The organism is Cytobacillus sp. FSL R7-0680, assembly GCF_038009245.1.
Taxonomy (GTDB): domain Bacteria; phylum Bacillota; class Bacilli; order Bacillales; family Cytobacillaceae; genus Cytobacillus; species Cytobacillus kochii.
This window is the reverse complement of record NZ_JBBPAO010000001.1, coordinates 4,082,890-4,103,419: the sequence shown is the minus strand read 5'-3', so window position 1 is coordinate 4,103,419 and position 20,530 is coordinate 4,082,890. Positions and strand designations below refer to the sequence as shown.

Sequence of the window (20,530 nt, the reverse complement as noted above, 5' to 3'; positions counted from 1 at the left end):
TAAGATTCCTCCTGTTGATTTGATAATTGACAACTTCTTAGTAAATAGCTTAAATGAAGTATGTAGTTTAGTAAAATGAATATATTAAAATTAAACATTCAATAATATTGAACCAACAAGGGGTATAAATATGGAGCTACGTCAATTAATTACATTTAAAACTATAGTAGAAAAAGGTAGTTTTAATAGAACAGCCCAACACCTAGGCTATTCACAATCCTCTATTACAACACACATTAAAGAGCTTGAAAAAGAGTTAGACAATCCTTTGTTCGACCGATTAGGAAAAAAGGTAGTTTTAACGCATTTTGGAAAACAATTCTATCCATATGCTACCCAAATTATTGAACTTTACAATCAATCTTTAAATATAGATAAAGAACCACAGGGTCAACTAACCATTGGTATATCGGAATCGTTGACCATCTGTCGAATTCCACTTATTCTACTTGAATTTAAACAGAGATATCCAAAGGTTAATTTACATGTTAAATCATTAGAGAACTATGATGTTACTAAGAGTCTACAAAGCGGAGATATTGATTTAGCACTCATTTTGGAAAAAGAAGATTGGATAAAAGAAGATTTATTTATTAAGGAATTGATTAGAGAGAAAATGGTATTAATTAGCCCCAATGAAAAAGACTTCTCCAGAACCGCATTGTATTCTGATTTACGATGTAGTTACAAGTCTGTTTTTGATGAGTATATAAAATTAAACCAGTTAGATATTGAAGCTAGTTTAGAGTTTCAGAGCATTGAAGCCATTAAGCATTGTGTTAAACATGGGTTGGGCATATCATTAGTGCCTTTGTTCTCAGTGAAAGAAGAATTGAAAAATGGGGTGTTTAAGGGGGAAAAGGTATCTAATAAGCAATCGTCGATTTCAACTTATATGACGCATCATAAAGATAAATGGATTTCTCCATCGATAAAGTGTATGATGGAAATCGTTCAAGAGCATGCAAGTCATTGGGAATAAAAAAAGAGCTTCTTAGCTCTTTTTTTATTTGCCTTCCTATTAGTATTAAGAAGAAAAAGCCACCTATTGGTAGCTATTCATTTTTTTGTTCTGCTAATTTACTTCTATCTTCAGACAATGGGGGTTGTTCGATCCAACGATTCTTAATCATTAGATTAATCCATTCATTACCAATATCTAAATCATCTGCAATTGCTTTCATGTATTTTGGTGATAAATCTCGTCTTGGTGAAGTAGCCCAACCGGTCCCGTAATACACCATTGCTGTTGAAAATAAAAATCCTACTTGGAACATGATGAGTTTCTCAGAGAATGGTGAGTTCGTCGAATCTGTAATTTCAGCATCAAAAATAGACGGATTCGGGAGGTTTTCTGCTAGAAAAACTTCAAAAAACGTCCTTACATGCTTCTCTTTTGTCTTTACAGCTTTCTTTAATAATTTTTTTACATCTTTTGATTTTGCCACTTGATGAGCAAAAACTACAAATGCCTTAGCAAATATGCTTTTCTTTAAATTAAAATAAATATCTGCTATTTCAATGCAGCTTAATGGCCTTTTTTCTCCCAACCATCCCGTTAAGTAACTTTTATCATCTATATATTCTGCTCTATCTGGAGGGGTAATCACAGGGGGACGCAAATACAATCCTTTTTCTAAAAGTAAGTTTTTCGTTTGGTTACACAATTCCACCGAAGTAGTTATACATTCACTAAAATAATTTCGAACATCTACTCTAGTACATGTAGTTATTGCACCACTATAACCATTACAACCATGTATGGACATAATGTTTAAATAATTTAAACAAAAAACATCAGAGAAAACGCGAGGTACATTTGGTATGTAATCATTGTCAGAAAATCCAATGGGAATCGGAAAACTTTCACTTTTAAAGAACTCTTTAATTTTTCGTGTATGTTCGTGGCTAAGGGCCATTGCATATTCAAATACACTTCTTATTTCAGTATCCTCTATATGTTCCAACATATGTTTGTGAATACAAATACTTGCGGTTTCGTTCATATACTGTGTCCATAATGCTGCAATCTCAGCAGAAGTTAATTTTGCATTAGATGTATTGTTCATTTTTGACTCCTCGCAGTTTTTACTCATAAGGTGTCCCATTCACCAAGTAATATTCGATGCCAAAGTTATTAAGGATAAAAAGGAAATTCAATTGCATTGTAAAAACCCTGTTTTAAAAAGGATAAAGGTAATAATTAACTTAAACTCATAATTTATTGGGAGTTTGAAAATGATAGATTTAAGGTGATAATATGAATAATAATCTTAGACTTACTTCTCTAAAGACAAGGACAAATATGGGGAGCATATATGAATCAAACAATAAAGATATAGTTAATGGATAGTCTGATGACTATAGTTGTGGATAAATCCATTAAAGAAATATTTAACTTGTTGTTACTTTTTTTGCAAAGCAGGAGAAACAAGATCATACGAAATTTAGGGTATTACAGTTCAAATTGGACTTAATGAAATCGTATTTTGCAATTATCCACATATAATTAAATTACATTAATTCCGTGTGATGAAACTGTATAAAGAGGCGAAGACATAGTGTCTTACAACTGATGCTAAAAAAGGAAAGGCGGCAAAAACCTTCATCTCTAGTCAAGTGGCACAATCGAAAGAAGTAAGGGGATTTTAACCGCTTCTGGAAAAAACGGTCGCTCTCAAATGAAGGTATTATCTCAATTATATAGAGAGATTACTTTCCAGCTTAAATCCTTTGAAAAAGAAGTAATGCTTGTAAAGGTGGAACAGTATGAAATATTCTCCACTAGAGAAAATATTATGGAGTATTGCTTTACCAGGACTTGGACAATATTTAAATGGAAAACTATTTAAGGGCACCGTTTTTCTCATGCTAGAAATATTTATAAACATTAAATCAAACTTTAATGAAATCATTATATATAGCTTTAAAGGGAATATTCCTATGGCTATAGAACAAGCAAATTATCACTGGCTTATGTTTTATCCTTGTTTATATTTCTATGCGATTTGGGATGCTTATAAAGAATCTGGTGTAGGAAGTAAATATTCTTTCATCCCATTTGTGTTTTCGGGTTATTTTGTTACAGCTGGTTTGCTTTTTTCGGTAGACTTCACGATTTTCGGTATACTATTGGGACCTGTTTGGTTACCAATGTTATGTGTAATTCCTGGAATAATTATAGGAAATATATTTATGAAGTTAATACCTTTTAAGTAATCATTAAATGCTAATGACTTAGAAACATTGTAACTCCCAATCCAAACTTCAGTTTCTGTTGATTTTCCTTCTCCATTGTTAGACAGTATAGCGTAACACATAAATATTTCTTCTATTGAAGGTAGCTAGCAAAGTATTACCATATTCTTGTTTCTTCACAAGAAATTACAATGATATTCCTATTCATTTTCAACTTTTCATTGATCTGCACCATTTAGATTATTTAGGTGTTCTTATACTGGTGGTTTGTCCTACATTAAATATAAAATCAAGAACAATGAAAACCTAAAATAGGAATAAAAAAGGAAAATGACGTGCACCTGTTCACACGTCATTTTTTGCGATTTATCCATAAAGCACCCAAGAACAAAGAGATTTTGTTTATCCTCTTAGTTTTTATTTTAAGTTAATAAACATGGTTTTTAACCCACGAATAATGATACTTTGTCTCCACTCTAGTTCAGACTCGGGGACAGCTAAGCTTACTTTGGGAAAGATCTGCAATAATATACGTAAAGCGATGTCCCCTTCTAATCTTGCCAATGGTGCACCTAAGCAATAATGAATTCCTTTTCCGAAGGCAATATGCGGGCTCTTCTCTCTTGTAATATCTAACTGCTCTGGATTTGAGAAAACTTGCGGATCGTGATCAGCTGAAGCAAGAGAAACAATGACATGATCACCCTGTGCAATTTCCTGGCCCATAAAGGTAAAAGACTCACTCGCCCAACGATCCGTACTGAACTCAACCGGCCCGTTATATCGTAAAAGTTCTTCAATTGCCTGTGGCATCAAGTCAGGGTTTTCTTTTAATAATTGTAGCTGATCGGGATGTGACAATAAGGCGAGTAACCCGTTGGCGATTAAATTTACTGTAGTCTCATGCCCTGCTACGATTAATAACATGATGACACCGATTAGCTCACGCTTCGATAATTTATCCCCATCCTCCTCCGCTCGAATTAAATCAGAAAGTAAGTCCGCCTGCGGAGTAAGTTTCTTTTGTTCAATTAAATTTTCTAAGTAAACAATGAATTCGCCCATCGCTTCGTCGTGATCTTCGGGATCCATTACATCTACTAACACATGTGACCATCGTTGAAAATCCATTTGATCTGCCTCAGGCACACCAATCAATTCACAGATGACACGAATAGGAATCGGAAATGCATACACTTCTATAAAATCAACCGTCTCTTTTCCCTTCATTAGTTCCGCTTGTTCTAGAGCAATCTCTTCCACTCTTCCTTTAAGCGCATTTATTTTTTTGGGCGCAAAGCCATATTGGACAAGATTGCGTAACCTTCTATGGTCAGGCGGGTCAACAAATAACATACTACTCGCAATCGGTGGCATATTCTCATCTGTTATTTCGTCTGGATAGACTTTTCTCATATCTTTTATAAAACGTGGATCTTTTAACACCGCTTCACTCGCTTCATAACTAAATGCCATCCAAGACTCCATACCACTGAATAACTTCACCTTTGTAAATTGCTGGTGTGGTCTAATTTCTTTGTAATAATCATAAGGGTTTTGATGAAACTGATGTGAGAAAATCTCATCTGTTTTTTGTGGCAAATCGCTTCCTCCTTTATTGACTCTGTACTGTATCTATTCTTGGCGATCGTTGAAAACCCTTTAATTTGCGTATAAACTGATACGATAAATGAACTGATAAATAGCCTAACTGACAGTAAAGGCATCTCATCCCTCGTCTAAGATATATTTAACACAATCAGAATGAATTCGTTAAACAAAAAAAGCCTCTATTATAATAGAAGCTTACATTTGCAAGACCCAAACGATGAGTGGTCCGATGATTGAACCAATAATGGCACATATAGACATAGTAATGGAGCTAATGGAAAAAGCGAGCTCATCATATTCAGCCGCTTTTGCCGTACCCATTGCATGCGAGGTGCCGCCAAGTGCAATTCCACGACCAATAGATGTGTAAATCCTCAAATATTTAAAAATATAGGGGGAAATTATTACGCCGAAGATCCCCGTAATCGTTACCCCGACAACTGCCATGGAAGCATTCCCTTCTAACACTTTAGCTACTTCTATTGCGACAGGTGTTGTAAGTGATTTTGGTAGCATTGAAATGATTAGTGCAGAATCAATACGAAGTGCCTTTCCAAGGAGACCCACACTTAACATCGCTGTTAGAGTTGCAATAAACGCCCCACCTATAATCGTAAAAAGGTATTTTTTCAAAAAATCACGTTGTTTGTATAATGGATAGGCTAGGGCAACAACGGTCGGACCTAATAATGATGTAATGAACTGCCCACCTTCCATGTATTTATCATATGAAATACCTAAGCTTACTAAAATGATAATCATTAGAACTGTACCTGACAAAATTGGTAACAAGATGGGTAGTGGATACCTTTTATATAGCGATGAAACAACGAAATAGATAACTAAAGTGAGAAGAATCATAGAGATTGAGAAGAAGATGTCTCGCATGCTTGATCCGCCTCTCTTTGTTGTGTCTTTTTCGCAAAATACTGGGTTGTTTTACCGGATACTGCCATTGTAATTATTGTACTCACCAATATCGCAATAATCAGTAATAATCCGCGCACAGATAGTAATTCTGGGTAATCCATGACCCCCACCGTTGCTGGAATAAAAAACAACATCAGAATACTAAGAAGAAACTGCGCACCGCTCTCTATCATTTTGACGGGCACAATGTTAAAACATAAACAAACAAATAATAACAACATACCAATAATATTTCCTGGTATGGTTAATGAGAAAAAATGCTGAATAGAGATTCCTATAAAGGAAAAAATATATAAAATACATACTTGTAAAATAACCAATAAAACTTTCATCATTCACGCTGCTCTATTTTCCTGAGCAACTGCCCTTCTTTCTATTAATAGGATGATAGATTGGCCATCATTTCAGAATAAAAATGATCAAGATGTCTAACCATAGCCGTTTTTGTGCGATCAATATCTCCTGACCTTAACCCTTCTATTATCAATTGATGTTCATTATAAACCGTTTCGATACTCACTCTTTTATTTAATATATATAACCCATACCAATTCACATAATCTATTAAATTACGAATAATTTGATACAATCTTCCATTATTTGTTAACTCTGCTAAAAATAAATGAAAAGCAGAATCATGATACATAAATGCGACAGGATCCTCTTTCAATTCAAAAAGTTGCTGGTCCTTTTCCTCTAGTTTATGTAGCATCTCCTGATTTAATAATGGGATTAAAAGTTCAATGACGAGCGCTTCATTCGCTTTTCGCAATTGAAATACTTCATTGACATCTTTACGCTCTATCTCTTTCACTGAAATCCCTTTTCTCGGTAATGATTGTACCCAGCCTTCCATTTCTAACTGTTGAAGTGCTAACTTTAAAGGCGTCCGGCTAATCCCTAGGCTTTCGCTCAAGGTACGTTCATGAATTGTTGAGCCTGGTGCAATATCATGTTGAATAATCGCTCTTTTTATTTCACGATAGGCATGTTCCTTAAAAGAAGGTGGTTGTTCAACCTTTTGAAAAACCATACAATCTCCCCTTTGAAAATTTGGTATCTGCATCTGGTATACCAGATGCCAACCAAGAAAGTATACCAGTTGTTGCAATAAACAACAATAGGTGGTTGTAAGGAATATATGCTTGATATTTTTTTATCATCATTATATATTTCACACCAACTTATTATGACAAGAAAAAGACTCCCCAGATGAGAGTCTCAATAAACAAAATATCTTACTTACCGTAGATTATCATGATTGCTTCCATTCCATTGAAATATTTCTGGGTTGGAATCCCAGTGACTCGTACAATCCAATGGCTGGGTTACCGTGATAAGCTGTTAATCGAAATTCTTTGAACTGTTGTTTTCTTAGCTCCTTCATCGCTGCCATCATTAATTGCCGACCCATTCCTTTTCCTCTATTGTTTTCTTGCACATACAATTCATAAATGAAGCCAATTTCTTGCTCGGTCATTTCGTCTCTTTTTCCACCAAGCATCACCCATCCCATTATTTCTTCATGTTCTACAGCAACAAGATATTCTCCCCCGTTACTTCTTATAGATTCAACCATCTCTCTCAGCTTACGCTCTTCCGGTTTAGAACGGTTTAATGTACCTTCATACACTGATTGAACAGATAACTTTAAAATACTTTCTACCTCTTTTTCAGTTGGCTTTCTGATCTCCACTATATTTCTCTCCTTTTCTTGCTGGTTTCCAATGCGTCCATCGCGTTATATCTTGGTCAGCTAACCAATCGTAAAATTGCTCACTATTTATGATTCCATCTTCTAAGACTGCTCGATACACAAAAATGGAAGGGTAGGTTAATTCTCTCTTAGAGAGTTCCTCTTTTATTGATAGGATGTGTGTTCTTGATTCATGTGTTAACGAATATTGCATTTCCTTCACAAGATCCCTAGACAAAGGTCCTTTATGACTTTTTGGAAATAACCACATATCAATTTTCCAAACTTCTAGATTATCATACTTATATAAAATCTTAAAATAGAGACCATTAAATGATTCATTCAGGTAATTATGATATTTAATATCTACTACTTGTGGGTGGTCAACAATCTCCGCTAACATACTAAACACTTGATTGGCATTAGGTTCATCACAAAAGACTTCGATATCAATATCACAATCGACCATTAAATCATAAGCATAGGCTCCCACTACATATACTTCTCCTATTCGAGACCACCTTTCAAGTAAAGAAAGCTCCTTCAATATTTGTTTAGCGCGCTCTTTTCGTTTCCCTGCTCTTTCTAATAACATCGTAACCTCCAACTATTTCATTTTTAAAAATTATTTGACTTTATTAAATGTAAGAGGTTTTGTCAAGATAAAAAACGCGTGGTCTCATCTCCCACGCGTGAGTAATTTAATCTTTATTCATCATCCAATTGCTGATCCAACCCTGCAACAAGATTATCCATGAGTACTTTTACAGATTGAAGAGTAGCCTTTTGATAACTTTCTCCTGCCCAAAGTGACATGAAGTCAGTCTGATTTTGTTTCGCTGCCACTAATCTTATCGCTTGTGTTAAGTCATTTTGAAGTGGATAAGGTAAGCTAGTTTGGTTTTTCATTTGCTCCATAAAACGGTTGTGAATCCCCCTTGCCCATTTACCCGAAAAGGCTTCTGTCAAGCTTGTTTTCTTATTAGAAGAGACAAGCATTTTCTTATAAGCGGGATGAATACCACTTTCTTCTGTTGCTAAAAAAGCAGTACCTAATTGAACACCCTCAGCTCCTAAGCGAAAGGCAACTTCTGCATCCGAAGCGTCCATTATGCCACCCGCCGCAATGACTGGAATACTGATTTCATCCGTAACTGCTGGAATAAGGTCAACTAACGGAATAAGGGAATCAAGTGCATCACCGATAAAAGTACCACGATGACCGCCTGCTTCTTTCCCTTGTACAACAAGAAGGTCGCAACCTCTCTCTTCCCAGAGAACAGCTTCTTCTACTGATGTCGCTGTACCGATTACTCTTGTTCCTTCTTTTTGTAATTCTTTTATCACTGCTTCTTCTGGAATACCAAATGTGAAACTACATATCGGAACAAAAGATTTCATCACAACTTCTAATTGCTGTTCATAAAATAAGCGGTGATCTTTTCTTGGTAATTGAAGCGGTGCATCAATTTGAAGTTCGTTACGAAATACTTCTAGTGATTCAATCGCCCTTTCTTCTTCTTCTTTTGTGAAAGCGATATCATTCCCAGGTATAAATAAGTTGATGCCAAAAGGGTGATTGGTTTTTTGACGAATATCATGAATCATCGTTTCCATATCCATTGGGCTCATATAACCCGCTCCGATATTTCCGACACCACCATACATAGAGGTTCTACTAATTAAATCAACAGTCGTCGCTCCTCCTGCCATTGGTGCTTGGAATATTGGGTATTTCGCCTTTAACATATCTGTTATTCTATTTTGGTTCCAACTCATTTCCCCTCACCTCTTATTTTAATTTTGCAATAATGCTCTCAGCCACACTATGCCATAAACTTGGATCAGATTGATAGGTTTCTCCAATGCTTTTATAAAGCTCTTTTTGAGCCTGTTCAAAGCTTGGATCTTCCTTAGCAGGTAGGGAGGTTCTTCTCTCCATCACATAATCTTGCAATCTTGGTGCACGTGGGCCCCATACAGCTTGTTCTGCACCTGCTTCATCAATAAATACAAAAATAGGAATTGCTCGTGCTGTTCCGTTTGTTAAGTATTGATCCATTAATTCTAAATTACTATCTCTTAGAACAAACCGTACTTCCATACCGATTTCCTCAGCAATTTTTAATAGAACAGGATTATTAATCATCGCATCGCCACACCAATCCTCAGTAAGGACAATGGCGTGCAGATTTTTTTGCTTGACCTCTTGTAATGCTTCCTTTTCTTCTTCACTAAGTGAAAAACCCTCATAAATGGTAAGCATACCTTCTTTGTTTACTTGCATATGATTTAGATATTGCTCTTTCGTTAAACCCTTTTCAAACCATTCTCTTAATTCCATTTCCTTTGCACATCCCTCTTACGTTTTTATCCAATCATATCATACCATTGAACGATTAAAGTATGGCACTAATTTGCTTCATATGATGTTCGTCATGTGCAGCAAGCCCGATGAGATAATCATATAGGCTTATTTTCTTATTGCCAATGATTAATGGTTTTTGCCAATACGAATCTGGAATTTTAGAGATTCTTTCTATTATTAGTTTTCTTTTTACAAGCAATTCTGCAATGATTGTCTCCTGCGATTGATTTCTTGCTGCTTCCGCGGCTGTTGGATTCATTTCTTCTGCAGAAGGAGCTTTTGGTAGAGGAAGGTGTAATAAAACAAATGGTAGACGCTTTTTTAAAATAAATTCATCCCACGGAATAAAATGACCTACCACTTCAGCGACCGACCATTTTCCTTCATTTATTTCTTTCCGCCAATGGCTTGTTGGGATTGATTCTATAAATTTAATAAACTGTTCATGATGGCGGATCATCGCTTGTTTTTGCGATTGCACTGTATCACCCCTCATCAGTCATTTATAGCCAAATCTCATCACCAAGCTTTACGTTCCCCGTTTGAATCACTTTTGCATAAACACCAAAATGATTATGATTGGTTCTAATAATCTCTTTATGTATGGTAGGTGTCCTTTTTCCATTTTTCGGATCAATAGTAATAATCATACAACGTTCGCAAGGCTTAGTTATCTCTATCACCACTTCTTCTCCTATTTTCATTTGGTTGGAGATCCAATCATGTTCCGAAAATGGCCTATCGTAATCAGTATGGATAATAAAGTTGGGACGGAAACGCTTCGGATCGATTTCACTTTTTCCAAGTTGCTTACTTAAATATTGTAGTGATGAATGTGTTACTAACAAAAGGGGAGCTTCTTCAATAGCCCCAATGGGTACATAGGATGGCGTAAAAGAATGAAAAGATAAATCCCTTCCACTTTTCAGACGAAGATCTTGCCTCCACCTCTCATCATTCCACCCGTACCTCTCTCCATTTGCTGTATGTATTTGTAACTCCGGGTATGTATCTTCATTTTCCTCACTGACAAAAGTGGCTTGATATGCTGCCATTTCTTGATATTGAGTGATCGTAAGGTATTTTCCTTGTCTACTCCTATCTATAATGACGTGGCTTCGGTCGCCATACACACCGTATGGTAAGACTCTAGTGGACCCAACATTTTCACCACCAAATGACTTGACAGGATAACGTAGTAATGACGAAAGAACACCAATTTTTTGCATGCTCTTACACCTCCTCTATGACCTGGTGTCGAAACTTGAACCTTCTTCTATCCCTCTCCGACATAATTCCTCTTATTTCCCAGGAAAGTATCTGATTAACGACATTTCCCTCATTATTATCGCTTCAATTCAGCAAATCTCTCAATTGTGAAAGGGGAAATATCCACTGACGAAGTTTTTCCTTGGATTAGTTCGCTTAAAACATGACCAACTACACTACTAAATTTAAATCCATGACCGGAAAATCCCGCTGCAATTGCAACATTCTCATATTGAGGATGTTGATCAATAATAAAATGCTCATCTGGTGTCATTGTGTACATACAGGTTTTACCAAATTGTAAATTTGTTTTTTCAGTGAAATATCTCCCTAGAAATGTTGTAAGCTCTCTCTCATCATCCTCATTAAAAGGCTGCACTTCTTGTTTACTCTCTATTCTCTGAACATCTCCATCATGCCTTCCTAGTTTCAATCCTGAACCATCTATACTAGGAAAGCCATAATAATGACCTAATGGCGATTCAAATGTAAAGGCTGGAAACTGTTTCGCCTCATAAACATCCTCTTGTGCTTCATACCAAGCGAAAGTTTTCCGAATCGGATTTAATGGAAGCTGCAAGTCCAGATAACTAAGGATGGAATTTGTGCCAGCTCCTGCTGATACAATTAACGAGTCTCCTGAATAATGACCATCCTGTGTAGCAATATTAACAATCCCTTCTATAATAGATAAGTCAGTAATTACGCTATCAGTCACGATTTTAGCACCATAGGACAAAGAAAGTCTCCGGTAAGCCTCAATACAATCTTCACACTTCAAAACCCCAGATGTCGGCTCATGATAAGCAACCATTCCATCATCTAAATGTAATGCACTCCATTTAGTATTGACCGTTTCATGTGTGTAAACATCAAGTGGTAACTGATATTTTTCCGCACTTGTTTTGACCTCCTTCATAAAAAGAGAAGTCTCGCTACCAATATTTAAAACACCTGTTTGTAAAAACAACTCCATTTCGGATTCTTTCTCTACTTCTTCCCATAGTTGTTTAGCCTTTAACAAGAGTGGCACATAAGCATGTCCTTCACCATAAGCATATCTAATGATTCTCGTCTCACCATGATGACTTCCTTTCTGATGAGGTGGCCTATTTGCATCGATAAGCAAAACCTTTTTGCCCTCTTTCGCTAAATAATAACCTGCAGCCATCCCCATCGAACCTGCGCCGATAATAATTGTATCGTAATGCAATTTTTATCCCCTCCAAGATGCTAAACTATAAGTGTTCTTTTATTTAATTTTCTAAATACTATCACCATTAGCCAATATACCACAGGAACGGGAAGACTTTTGTCGAAATTTGTTGCAATTGTTTAACAATCTCTTAAAGGAAGTAGTCGTGTAGGAAAAATTAACAAAAAAAAGATTGATTCTATAAAATATAAACTCCTAAACAATCAAAGTGTTTTATTTTACAAACCAATCTGTTATTCGAAGAAATCATTAAATGACCATATAATAAGAAAGATACTTACGACACCCCAGGCTACTGTACCTAAAATCCAGTATATAATTGCTTGCATATCTCTATTTCTTTTGTACGCCCCATTTTCACCTTGAGCCACTAGCCTCGCGAGTTTATTCTCCATCCTTTTTTTCATAGAAGCAACTGTGATAAAACCGGAAACAATGATGAATAGAATCATCCAATGCAAAAGGTTCACACCTTCCCTCCGCTTCGTTTTAACCATAATAACATAAACTAGCGAGGTACTCTTATACGTGGATTAAGAAAGGATAAAATATCCAAACGAGATATGTATGGCATTTTAATATAGAAGATCTGCAAGTTATTTCGATAAACTACCTTTTACCATAAGTAAAGTGGTTGTAATCCAAATTATTTCGATAAAAACGATCGTTAAACTAAGTTAAAAACGGTCAATTACTTGCAATGCTGTTGGGAAAGATGTAAGAATTTCGGCCGTTCCTTCTTCGTTTATATAGACGTCTTCTTCAATTCTCACCCCACCAAATCCCGGTATATAAATCCCAGGTTCTACCGTGAAAAGTAAACCTTTTTCAACTAAACGATCGTTCTTTTCATGAATAGAAGGCTCTTCATGAACATCAATACCTAATCCATGGCCCACGCGATTATTAAAATATTGTCCATAGCCTGCCTCTTGGATCACACGGCGAGCTGCTTTATCAATCGAGCCGATTGGGATACCTGCACGAGCTGTTGAAACACCCGAAAGTGTAGCCTGCCTTACAATTTCATAGATATTCTTTTGCTTAGTCGTTGGTTCTCCTAGAACAAAAGTACGTGTGATATCGGAACAATACCCATCCGCAACAACCCCCATATCAATTAAAAGAAAGTCACCTTTTTGGAGCTTGTTCTGATCAGGATGCCCATGTGGTAAAGATGATTTTGCACCTGAGAGGACCGTTGTAGAAAATGAAGGACCATCGGCACCGAACTTTCTCATTAAATAATCAAACTCTGATACCAAATCGAGCTCTGTCATCCCTTTTTCAATTTTCTTCAATCCATCAGCCAGTACTTTTTCAATAATTGTTACTGCATGTAAAACCTTTGTCCGTTCAGCTGGCGTTTTCAGCATTCTTTGGTTTGCTATGAACCTACCTATATCTTGATAATTAAAATGCGGAAAAACGTTTTTAAGTTGTTCTTGTTGATAAAGTGTGATCTCTTTTATTTCCAATCCTACTATTTGATTATTCACTTGGATGACTGATTTTAATTTTTCATATGGATTTTCATCATCACTAATCGGAATAATGTTTTTCACATACGAATGCTCGCTAGCTGCTTCATAGTCTAATGCTGGCACAAATAAGTACTCCTCACTCTTTTGTAGATCAATAACAATCGCCATGAATCTTTCATACGGTTCACTATTAAACCCAGAATAATAGAATATGTTTTTAGGTTGAGTGACGATAGCAAAATCAAGTTTCTGCTCATTTAAATATAACTGTAATTGTTTTAACCTTTTTTGGTAAATACTCATTTTTAATTCCCCCTTTTATAGTATAGGTAAAATTATTATACTATTACTGTATAAAACATGATAAGATAAAAAAGCAAAAAAAGAAAGGATGTCACCTCAATGGATGATATATATAAGAAGATTAAACAACTTCGGTACGAGCAAGGCATGACATTGAAAGAACTAAGTGAGAAAACGGAGCTATCTGTTAGTTTTTTATCACAAATTGAAAGAGGTACCTCTTCATTAGCTATCACTTCTTTAAAAAGGATTGCTGATGCTTTTGGGGTTAAAATGATTCATTTCTTTGAAGAAGATGATGATTTTCATTATGTGATGAAAAAAGAGCACCAACGACCATTTAAAATGGAAAGCTCGGACTCTACATTTATTAAACTAAGTGGTCATTTTCCTGAACGGAAATTGGAACCATTCATCGTAAAGTTAAAACCTCGACAAAAAGATGTTGAACTGGTAAGGCACCCAGGTGAAGAGTTTTTCTATATATTACAGGGGGCACTTATTGTGAGAGTGGAGGATGAGGAATATCATCTAAACGAAGGAGAAACCATACATTTTCCATCAACCGTACCTCATATGTGGGAAAACCCACTCAATCAAGAAACAATCATTATTTCAATTACAACCCCTGCAATTTTCTAATAAACATCATTTCGAATGGAGAAACAAGATGAGCATAAATGATTTGATTATTTTTATTGTTGCCGCTTTCCTTTGTGTCGGTGCACTTGATAAAATATGCGGGAATAAATTAGGACTAGGTGAGCGATTCACTGCAGGAATGATGACGATGGGCTCCCTCGCGTTATCTATGATTGGGATTATTTCTTTAGCACCCGTCATAGCAGCCATTTTAACACCTGTGATTTCTCCCGTTTATGAATTCGTAGGCGCTGACCCAGCAGCGTTCGCCAATACTATTCTCGCCATTGATATGGGGGGCTATTCCCTAGCCACTGAGATGTCCATTAGTGCGGATTCAGAACTTTTCGCTTGGGTCTTCCTTGGCACTATGATGGGACCGACTATCGTATTTACAATCCCTGTTGCCTTAGGACTCATAGAAAAAGAAGACCAACCTTATTTTGCGAGGGGTATTCTAGTGGGACTTATTACTGTACCTTTTGGTTGTTTAGCTGGAGGCCTAGTTGCTGGATTGCCGTTTTTTATGATTATCAAAAACTTGATTCCTACCATTGTATTCTCTTTGCTAATTGCTTGGGGATTATGGAAAAAGCCTGAGAACATGATTCGAGGATTTGCCATCTTCGGTAAATTCATTGAAATCATTGCAATTATTGGTCTTACAGCGATTATATTTGAAACATTAACAGACCTAACACTGATCCCCCATTTAACGCCAATTGAGGAAGGGGTTCAAACAGTCGGTTCGATTGCTATTTTCTTAGCGGGCGCTTTTCCTTTAGTAGCTTTTATTTCGAAATATTTCAGGAAACCACTCAGTAAGGTGGGATCTTGGTTAAAACTAAGTGATAAATCAACAGCTGGGTTGATTGCTTCACTCGCTCATAATATTCCCATGTTGATCATGCTAAAAGATATGGAACCGAGAGGCAAGGTCGTTAATGTTGCTTTTGCTGTAAGCGGAGCCTTTGTTCTAGGAAGTCATTTAGCCTTTGTTGCCGGTATTCAGAAAGAAGTCGTATTTGCCATGATTATTGGCAAGTTAGTGGCAGGCATTAGTGCCGTTTTATTAGCAATGATTGTAAGTAGGGACCTGAAGAAGCAGCATACATTTCGCTAAAGCGCGTCATCCTCTCAACTGATGATAAACTTAAGTGCTAGGGGAATTTTCATATTTGTATAGAGACGGGGATTAATAGTAATTTCTGGTGTTGATAATGGTAGTAAATACAACTGAGTTGTTCGTTTTGGATAGATTATCGTTGAAGATCAGTTTATGTTAGCATGTGTTTTCTTTTTTTTGCAGTGCTTGTATGACAGGAGAGCCTTTATTTGTAGCGGTTCTCTTGGTTGTGTTACTTATATGGCTTGGGAGCCTTTTTTAGTCGCGATTCTTCGGGTTGTGCTACTTATATGGCGTGGGAGCCTTTTATCAGTCGCGATTCTTCGGGTTATGCTACTTATATGGCGTGGGAGCCTTTTTTTAGTCGCGATTCTCCGGGTTACGCTACTTATATAGCACGGAATCCTTTTTTAAGTCGCGATTCTCCAGGTTACGCTACTTATATGGCGTGGGAGCCTTTTTTTAGTCGCGACTCTCTTAGTTTCGCTACTTATGTAGCAAAGAATCCTTTTATCAGTCGCGATTCTCCGGGTTACGCTACTTATATAGCACGGAATCCTTTTTTAAGTCGCGATTCTCCAGGTTACGCTACTTATATGTCAACGAATCATTTTTTTAGTCGCGATTCTCTTGGGTACGCTACTTATATAACAAGGAATCCTTTTTTTAGTCGCGATTCTCCGGGTTACGCTACTTATATAGCAGGGAATCCTTTTATCAGTCGCGATTCTCTTGGTTGCCCTACTTATTTAACAGCGACTCTTTTATCAGTCGCGATTCCCTTGATTACACTACTTATTTGGCAGCTACCCTTTCTTTAGTATAGATTCTCTATTTGCTTATATCTCAAGCGATTCCATCTTTTGACTCCCAAACTCCTGCTATTGAGCTGTACAAAATTTCTATCCGTTAAAATTACTCTTTTCATTTCAGTTTCTGGCACCATTTATACAAAATGTAATGACTTTATTAAATTAATCAACTTTATTGCATTGCCATTACTAAACGAAAAAATCCGAACAATTGTCCGGATTTTTTTGATTAACGCTTTTGTATTTCCTGCATTAATAATTTATTTACGATTTGTGGATTCGCTTGTCCTTTTGTTGCTTTCATCATTTGACCAACAAGGAAGCCGACTGCTTTTTTCTTCCCATTTTTGAAATCATCAATGGATTGTGGGTTATTATCAAGGATTTCAGTAACGATAGCGAGTAGCGCTGATTCATCTGAAATTTGCACTAATCCTTTATCTTCAACGATTTTCTTTGCTTCTCCACCATTCTCAATTAATTCTTTGAAAACAGTTTTAGCAATTTTTGAAGAAATCGTTCCATCTTCAATTAACGCAATCATTCCTGCTAACCCTTCTGCTGTTAGCTTTGTTTCATGGAGTTCGAGCCCTTCTGCATTAAGATAGGCTGATACCTCACCCATGATCCAGTTTGAAGCTTGTTTCGGCTCTGCTCCCGCTGCAACAGTCGCCTCAAAGAAATCCGCTGTTTCCTTTGTTACGGTAAGGACACCTGCATCATAGGCAGGTAAGCCGAACGTATCGATATAACGTGTTTTACGTGCATCTGGTAGTTCAGGAATTTCCGCACGAATACGGGCTTTCCAATCTTCATCAATCACAATATCTAATAAATCCGGCTCTGGGAAGTAACGATAATCGTCAGAACCTTCCTTCACACGCATCAACAATGTTTTCCCAGTAGCTTCATCAAAACGGCGTGTCTCTTGTTCAATGACACCACCCTCACGAAGGACTTCTGCTTGGCGCTTCTCTTCGTACTCTAATCCTTTACGAACAAAGTTAAAAGAGTTTAAGTTTTTCAGTTCTGTTTTTGTACCAAATTCCTCCTGGCCGACAGGTCGTAATGAAATATTGGCATCACAACGTAAGGAACCTTCTTCCATCTTACAATCAGAAACACCAGTATATTGTACGATTGATTTTAGCTTCTCTAAATACGCATAGGCTTCATTTGGTGTGCGTATATCCGGCTCAGAGACAATCTCAATTAAAGGTGTTCCTTGACGGTTATAATCGACTAAAGAATACCCTTTGCCATGTGTTAGTTTACCCGCATCTTCTTCTAGATGAATACGCGTAATCCCGATTTTTTTCTTATAGCCATCTACTTCAATCTCAATCCAGCCATGTTCTCCAACCGGTTTGTCGAATTGAGAAATCTGATAGGCCTTTGGATTGTCCGGATAGAAATAGTTTTTACGATCGAATTTCGTCACTGGTGCAATCTCACAGTTTAGGGCCATAGATGCCTTCATCCCGTATTCAACTGCTTTTTTGTTGACTACTGGCAGTACACCTGGGTAACCAAGGTCAACAACAGTTGTGTTTGTATTTGGCTCTGCACCGAAATGGTTCGGACTCGCAGAGAAAATTTTTGAATCTGTTTTTAATTCAACGTGGACTTCAAGTCCGATGACTGTTTCAAATTCCATTATTCCTTGTCCCCCCTTACAGCTCCGGTTTTTGTTTATGGAAATCAGTTGCTTGCTCAAATGCATGGGCAACACGATAAACCGTGCTTTCATCAAAGTGCTTACCGATAATTTGCAACCCTAATGGTAACCCTTCTGAGAATCCACAAGGTACAGAAATACCTGGTACACCAGCAAGGTTCACAGGAATGGTTAAAATATCGTTCGCATACATTGTTAATGGGTCTTTCGTTTTCTCACCGATTTTGAATGCCGGTGTTGGCGTTGTTGGTCCGATAATTACATCATACTTTTCAAAGACGTTTTCAAAATCTTGTTTAATTAGTGTACGAACCTTTTGCGCCTTTTTATAATACGCATCATAATAACCTGAGCTCAGGGCAAATGTACCAAGCATAATACGGCGTTTTACCTCATCACCAAATCCTTCAGAACGAGACTTTTTATAAAGGTCAATTAAGTTCTCTGGATTTTCAGTACGGTAACCGTAACGTACACCGTCAAATCGTGCTAAGTTAGCTGAAGCTTCAGAAGAAGAAAGTAAATAATAGGCTGCAAGTGCATATTTAGAATGCGGAAGGGAAACCTCTTCCCATGTTGCTCCTAATTTTTCTAATACTTTAAGGGAAGCAAGCACCGATTGTTTGACATCTTCTTGCACACCTTCGCCTAAATATTCTTTCGGAACAGCGATTTTCAATCCTTTCACATCACCGGTTAAGCCTTCAGCAAAATTCGGTACACTCACATTAGCTGAAGTAGAATCCATTGGATCAACGCCAGATACCGCCTGTAAAAGATACGCATTATCTTCAACTGTACGTGTAATTGGTCCCACTTGGTCAAGAGATGAAGCAAACGCCACTAAACCAAAGCGAGATACACGACCATATGTAGGTTTAAGCCCAACAACCCCACAGAAAGATGCTGGCTGACGAATCGAACCACCCGTATCTGATCCTAGTGAAAATAATACTTCTCCTGCCGCAACCGCTGCAGCTGATCCACCAGACGAACCACCAGGAACCGTTTCGATATTCCATGGATTACGTGTCGCTCTGTAACTTGAGTTTTCATTTGAAGATCCCATAGCGAACTCATCCATGTTTAATTTACCGATCGTAATGGCTTCTGCTTCTTTTAATTTCGAAACAACCGTTGCATCATAGATTGGATCAAAATTATCTAATATTTGACTCGCACAAGTTGTTCTTAAACCTTTTGTGACTAAGTTATCTTTGACACCGATTGGCATCCCGAATAACTGACCTTTTTGTTCGTCCGTTCCCAATTTACCATCGATTTCTTTTGCTACTTGACGTGCATGCTCTTCATCTAATGTTAAGAAGGCTTTTACTTTGTCATCTACTTCAGCAATTCTTTTATAAGATGCGTCGACTAAATCAGTCGCTGAAATCTCTTTTTTATGTAAAAGCTCATGAAGCTCAGACACTTTATGATCAAATAAACTCAAAATGTTTCCCCTCCAACTAATCCATGATTGACGGCACTTTAATATAGCCGCCTTGTGAATCAGGTGCATTCTTCAGAACTTCCTCTTGCGGCAGTCCTTTTGTTGCCTCATCTTCACGTAATACATTGTTCATATCCAACACATGGGAAGTCGGTTCCACATGATCGGTATCTAACTCGTTTAACTCTTCGGCAAACGAGATAATTGCATCTAGCTGATGTTGGAATTGCTCTGCTTCTTCTTCCGTAATCGCTAATCTCGCTAGGTTCGCCACATGCTTAACCTCATCAATTGTAATTCTAGACATATAGACACCTCCAAATTCAAATAAAAATACACAATTATATTGATCATATCAAACTTTCACGCGTTAAAGCAACATGAAGATCTGATCGTTTTCACCACCCTTTATTTTACCACGAGTTCAATAGATCGCCTAATGGACAAATAATAGAAATTGATTTTTGATAAAGGGGTCAAAGAACTTCCAGATAGAGGGGAAGGATTACGTAGTTTGTAGTTTAGTTAGCTATAGAGTAAGATCAATGGCAAAGTAGGGATGAGTGGTTCATAGGGTTGAAGAACCATCAGAAAACCAAGATTTTCTTCAATAATTCTGATTCATTACATGTGACCAACAATTCCCCCTTGGACGCACTCACCTCTGCGTCTTCATTTGCAACCAGTAATTCTTATCAGGCCCCAAGCATTTATCTCTACCACAACTCGACAATAAAAGTGAAC

23 protein-coding genes are annotated in these 20,530 nt (G+C 37.0%); 5 read left to right on the top strand and 18 right to left on the bottom strand.

The window, feature by feature from the left end; genetic code table 11:
- Positions 1 to 130: 130 nt before the first annotated feature.
- Entirely contained in the window at positions 131 to 982 is an 852-nt protein-coding gene (locus tag MKY26_RS20575) for a LysR family transcriptional regulator (RefSeq protein WP_095370668.1), read from the top strand.
- Positions 983 to 1,055: 73 nt separating this feature from the next.
- Here MKY26_RS20575 and MKY26_RS20570 read toward each other — a convergent pair whose 3' ends face one another.
- Complete coding sequence (locus MKY26_RS20570; protein ID WP_180317014.1) at positions 1,056 to 2,069, bottom strand: DUF3231 family protein; 1,014 nt, start codon at positions 2,067 to 2,069, stop codon at positions 1,056 to 1,058.
- A 700-nt stretch (positions 2,070 to 2,769) separates the two neighbouring features.
- On the opposite strand from MKY26_RS20570, the gene MKY26_RS20565 reads away from it, so the two are divergent.
- Complete coding sequence (locus MKY26_RS20565; RefSeq protein WP_328198880.1) at positions 2,770 to 3,219, top strand: hypothetical protein; 450 nt, start codon at positions 2,770 to 2,772, stop codon at positions 3,217 to 3,219.
- A gap of 396 nt (positions 3,220 to 3,615) precedes the next feature.
- Here MKY26_RS20565 and MKY26_RS20560 read toward each other — a convergent pair whose 3' ends face one another.
- The 14 genes from MKY26_RS20560 to MKY26_RS20495 form a co-directional block, all read right to left on the bottom strand.
- Entirely contained in the window at positions 3,616 to 4,800 is a 1,185-nt protein-coding gene (locus MKY26_RS20560; protein WP_341098477.1) for a cytochrome P450 family protein, read from the bottom strand.
- A 204-nt stretch (positions 4,801 to 5,004) separates the two neighbouring features.
- The gene (locus MKY26_RS20555) at positions 5,005 to 5,697 is read right to left on the bottom strand and encodes an LrgB family protein (protein ID WP_095370672.1); all 693 of its coding nucleotides are present in this window, start codon (positions 5,695 to 5,697) and stop codon (positions 5,005 to 5,007) included.
- On the bottom strand, positions 5,667 to 6,074 hold the full coding sequence (locus MKY26_RS20550; protein ID WP_233435314.1) for a CidA/LrgA family protein: 408 nt from the start codon (positions 6,072 to 6,074) through the stop codon (positions 5,667 to 5,669). The genes MKY26_RS20555 and MKY26_RS20550 overlap by 31 nt, the downstream gene beginning before the upstream one ends.
- Positions 6,075 to 6,115: 41 nt before the next feature.
- The gene (locus MKY26_RS20545; RefSeq protein ID WP_341098476.1) at positions 6,116 to 6,772 is read right to left on the bottom strand and encodes a GntR family transcriptional regulator; all 657 of its coding nucleotides are present in this window, start codon (positions 6,770 to 6,772) and stop codon (positions 6,116 to 6,118) included.
- The gene (locus MKY26_RS20540; RefSeq protein ID WP_341098475.1) at positions 6,753 to 6,905 is read right to left on the bottom strand and encodes a hypothetical protein; all 153 of its coding nucleotides are present in this window, start codon (positions 6,903 to 6,905) and stop codon (positions 6,753 to 6,755) included. The genes MKY26_RS20545 and MKY26_RS20540 overlap by 20 nt, the downstream gene beginning before the upstream one ends.
- Before the next feature lie 89 nt (positions 6,906 to 6,994).
- A complete protein-coding gene (locus MKY26_RS20535; RefSeq protein ID WP_341098473.1) occupies positions 6,995 to 7,435 on the bottom strand; it encodes a GNAT family N-acetyltransferase in 441 nt (146 codons plus the stop codon).
- On the bottom strand, positions 7,413 to 8,030 hold the full coding sequence (locus MKY26_RS20530) for a nucleotidyltransferase domain-containing protein (RefSeq protein ID WP_095370675.1): 618 nt from the start codon (positions 8,028 to 8,030) through the stop codon (positions 7,413 to 7,415). Before MKY26_RS20530 ends, MKY26_RS20535 begins: the two co-directional genes overlap by 23 nt.
- Positions 8,031 to 8,143: 113 nt before the next feature.
- Complete coding sequence (locus MKY26_RS20525; protein WP_095370676.1) at positions 8,144 to 9,214, bottom strand: NAD(P)H-dependent flavin oxidoreductase; 1,071 nt, start codon at positions 9,212 to 9,214, stop codon at positions 8,144 to 8,146.
- 13 nt (positions 9,215 to 9,227) lie between these two features.
- Positions 9,228 to 9,779, bottom strand: a complete 552-nt coding sequence (locus MKY26_RS20520) for a thioredoxin family protein (RefSeq protein ID WP_095370677.1) — start codon at positions 9,777 to 9,779, stop codon at positions 9,228 to 9,230.
- A gap of 55 nt (positions 9,780 to 9,834) precedes the next feature.
- The gene (locus MKY26_RS20515; protein WP_157733805.1) at positions 9,835 to 10,284 is read right to left on the bottom strand and encodes a DinB family protein; all 450 of its coding nucleotides are present in this window, start codon (positions 10,282 to 10,284) and stop codon (positions 9,835 to 9,837) included.
- 22 nt (positions 10,285 to 10,306) lie between these two features.
- Positions 10,307 to 11,032: an MOSC domain-containing protein gene (locus tag MKY26_RS20510; RefSeq protein WP_341098469.1), complete on the bottom strand. Its 726-nt coding sequence runs from the start codon at positions 11,030 to 11,032 to the stop codon at positions 10,307 to 10,309.
- Positions 11,033 to 11,148: 116 nt separating this feature from the next.
- Positions 11,149 to 12,285: an N-methyl-L-tryptophan oxidase gene (gene solA / locus MKY26_RS20505; RefSeq protein WP_095370680.1), complete on the bottom strand. Its 1,137-nt coding sequence runs from the start codon at positions 12,283 to 12,285 to the stop codon at positions 11,149 to 11,151.
- Positions 12,286 to 12,521: 236 nt separating this feature from the next.
- Positions 12,522 to 12,758: a hypothetical protein gene (locus MKY26_RS20500; RefSeq protein WP_095370681.1), complete on the bottom strand. Its 237-nt coding sequence runs from the start codon at positions 12,756 to 12,758 to the stop codon at positions 12,522 to 12,524.
- Between the two features lie 207 nt (positions 12,759 to 12,965).
- Entirely contained in the window at positions 12,966 to 14,075 is a 1,110-nt protein-coding gene (locus tag MKY26_RS20495; RefSeq protein ID WP_341098468.1) for a M24 family metallopeptidase, read from the bottom strand.
- Between the two features lie 99 nt (positions 14,076 to 14,174).
- Between MKY26_RS20495 and MKY26_RS20490 the strand changes: the two genes are divergently transcribed.
- The 3 genes from MKY26_RS20490 to MKY26_RS20480 all read left to right on the top strand — a co-directional run bounded on the left by MKY26_RS20490 (position 14,175) and on the right by MKY26_RS20480 (position 16,664).
- Entirely contained in the window at positions 14,175 to 14,717 is a 543-nt protein-coding gene (locus MKY26_RS20490; protein ID WP_095370683.1) for a cupin domain-containing protein, read from the top strand.
- A 28-nt stretch (positions 14,718 to 14,745) separates the two neighbouring features.
- The gene (gene eutH, locus MKY26_RS20485; RefSeq protein ID WP_307315278.1) at positions 14,746 to 15,840 is read left to right on the top strand and encodes an ethanolamine utilization protein EutH; all 1,095 of its coding nucleotides are present in this window, start codon (positions 14,746 to 14,748) and stop codon (positions 15,838 to 15,840) included.
- A 293-nt stretch (positions 15,841 to 16,133) separates the two neighbouring features.
- A complete protein-coding gene (locus MKY26_RS20480; protein ID WP_341098467.1) occupies positions 16,134 to 16,664 on the top strand; it encodes a hypothetical protein in 531 nt (176 codons plus the stop codon).
- A 220-nt stretch (positions 16,665 to 16,884) separates the two neighbouring features.
- On the opposite strand, the gene gatB is transcribed toward MKY26_RS20480, so the two are convergent.
- From gatB to gatC, 3 genes are read right to left on the bottom strand one after another with little or no spacing between them, the layout of a single operon-like run.
- Positions 16,885 to 18,312, bottom strand: a complete 1,428-nt coding sequence (gene gatB / locus MKY26_RS20475; RefSeq protein WP_224939000.1) for an Asp-tRNA(Asn)/Glu-tRNA(Gln) amidotransferase subunit GatB — start codon at positions 18,310 to 18,312, stop codon at positions 16,885 to 16,887.
- Between the two features lie 16 nt (positions 18,313 to 18,328).
- Complete coding sequence (gene gatA / locus MKY26_RS20470) at positions 18,329 to 19,786, bottom strand: Asp-tRNA(Asn)/Glu-tRNA(Gln) amidotransferase subunit GatA (protein WP_341098464.1); 1,458 nt, start codon at positions 19,784 to 19,786, stop codon at positions 18,329 to 18,331.
- 16 nt (positions 19,787 to 19,802) lie between these two features.
- Positions 19,803 to 20,093 (bottom strand): Asp-tRNA(Asn)/Glu-tRNA(Gln) amidotransferase subunit GatC, encoded by a 291-nt coding sequence (gatC, locus tag MKY26_RS20465; protein ID WP_095370688.1) that lies wholly within the window; start codon positions 20,091 to 20,093, stop codon positions 19,803 to 19,805.
- Positions 20,094 to 20,530: the final 437 nt, after the last annotated feature.

What these genes read in the sequence shown, in the direction of transcription:
- MKY26_RS20495 (WP_341098468.1), bottom strand. Translation starts at nt 14,075, where the DNA reads ATGAGTATTTACCAAAAAAGGTTAAAACAATTACAGTTATATTTAAAT.
- MKY26_RS20480 (WP_341098467.1), top strand. Translation starts at nt 16,134, where the DNA reads ATGGCGTGGGAGCCTTTTATCAGTCGCGATTCTTCGGGTTATGCTACT.
- MKY26_RS20540 (WP_341098475.1), bottom strand. Translation starts at nt 6,905, where the DNA reads ATGATGATAAAAAAATATCAAGCATATATTCCTTACAACCACCTATTG.
- MKY26_RS20545 (WP_341098476.1), bottom strand. Translation starts at nt 6,772, where the DNA reads ATGGTTTTTCAAAAGGTTGAACAACCACCTTCTTTTAAGGAACATGCC.
- MKY26_RS20575 (WP_095370668.1), top strand. Translation starts at nt 131, where the DNA reads ATGGAGCTACGTCAATTAATTACATTTAAAACTATAGTAGAAAAAGGT.
- gatC (WP_095370688.1), bottom strand. Translation starts at nt 20,093, where the DNA reads ATGTCTAGAATTACAATTGATGAGGTTAAGCATGTGGCGAACCTAGCG.
- MKY26_RS20550 (WP_233435314.1), bottom strand. Translation starts at nt 6,074, where the DNA reads ATGATGAAAGTTTTATTGGTTATTTTACAAGTATGTATTTTATATATT.
- MKY26_RS20510 (WP_341098469.1), bottom strand. Translation starts at nt 11,032, where the DNA reads ATGCAAAAAATTGGTGTTCTTTCGTCATTACTACGTTATCCTGTCAAG.
- gatB (WP_224939000.1), bottom strand. Translation starts at nt 18,312, where the DNA reads ATGGAATTTGAAACAGTCATCGGACTTGAAGTCCACGTTGAATTAAAA.
- eutH (WP_307315278.1), top strand. Translation starts at nt 14,746, where the DNA reads ATGAGCATAAATGATTTGATTATTTTTATTGTTGCCGCTTTCCTTTGT.
- MKY26_RS20555 (WP_095370672.1), bottom strand. Translation starts at nt 5,697, where the DNA reads ATGCGAGACATCTTCTTCTCAATCTCTATGATTCTTCTCACTTTAGTT.
- MKY26_RS20525 (WP_095370676.1), bottom strand. Translation starts at nt 9,214, where the DNA reads ATGAGTTGGAACCAAAATAGAATAACAGATATGTTAAAGGCGAAATAC.
- MKY26_RS20530 (WP_095370675.1), bottom strand. Translation starts at nt 8,030, where the DNA reads ATGTTATTAGAAAGAGCAGGGAAACGAAAAGAGCGCGCTAAACAAATA.
- MKY26_RS20520 (WP_095370677.1), bottom strand. Translation starts at nt 9,779, where the DNA reads ATGGAATTAAGAGAATGGTTTGAAAAGGGTTTAACGAAAGAGCAATAT.
- MKY26_RS20570 (WP_180317014.1), bottom strand. Translation starts at nt 2,069, where the DNA reads ATGAACAATACATCTAATGCAAAATTAACTTCTGCTGAGATTGCAGCA.
- MKY26_RS20565 (WP_328198880.1), top strand. Translation starts at nt 2,770, where the DNA reads ATGAAATATTCTCCACTAGAGAAAATATTATGGAGTATTGCTTTACCA.
- MKY26_RS20490 (WP_095370683.1), top strand. Translation starts at nt 14,175, where the DNA reads ATGGATGATATATATAAGAAGATTAAACAACTTCGGTACGAGCAAGGC.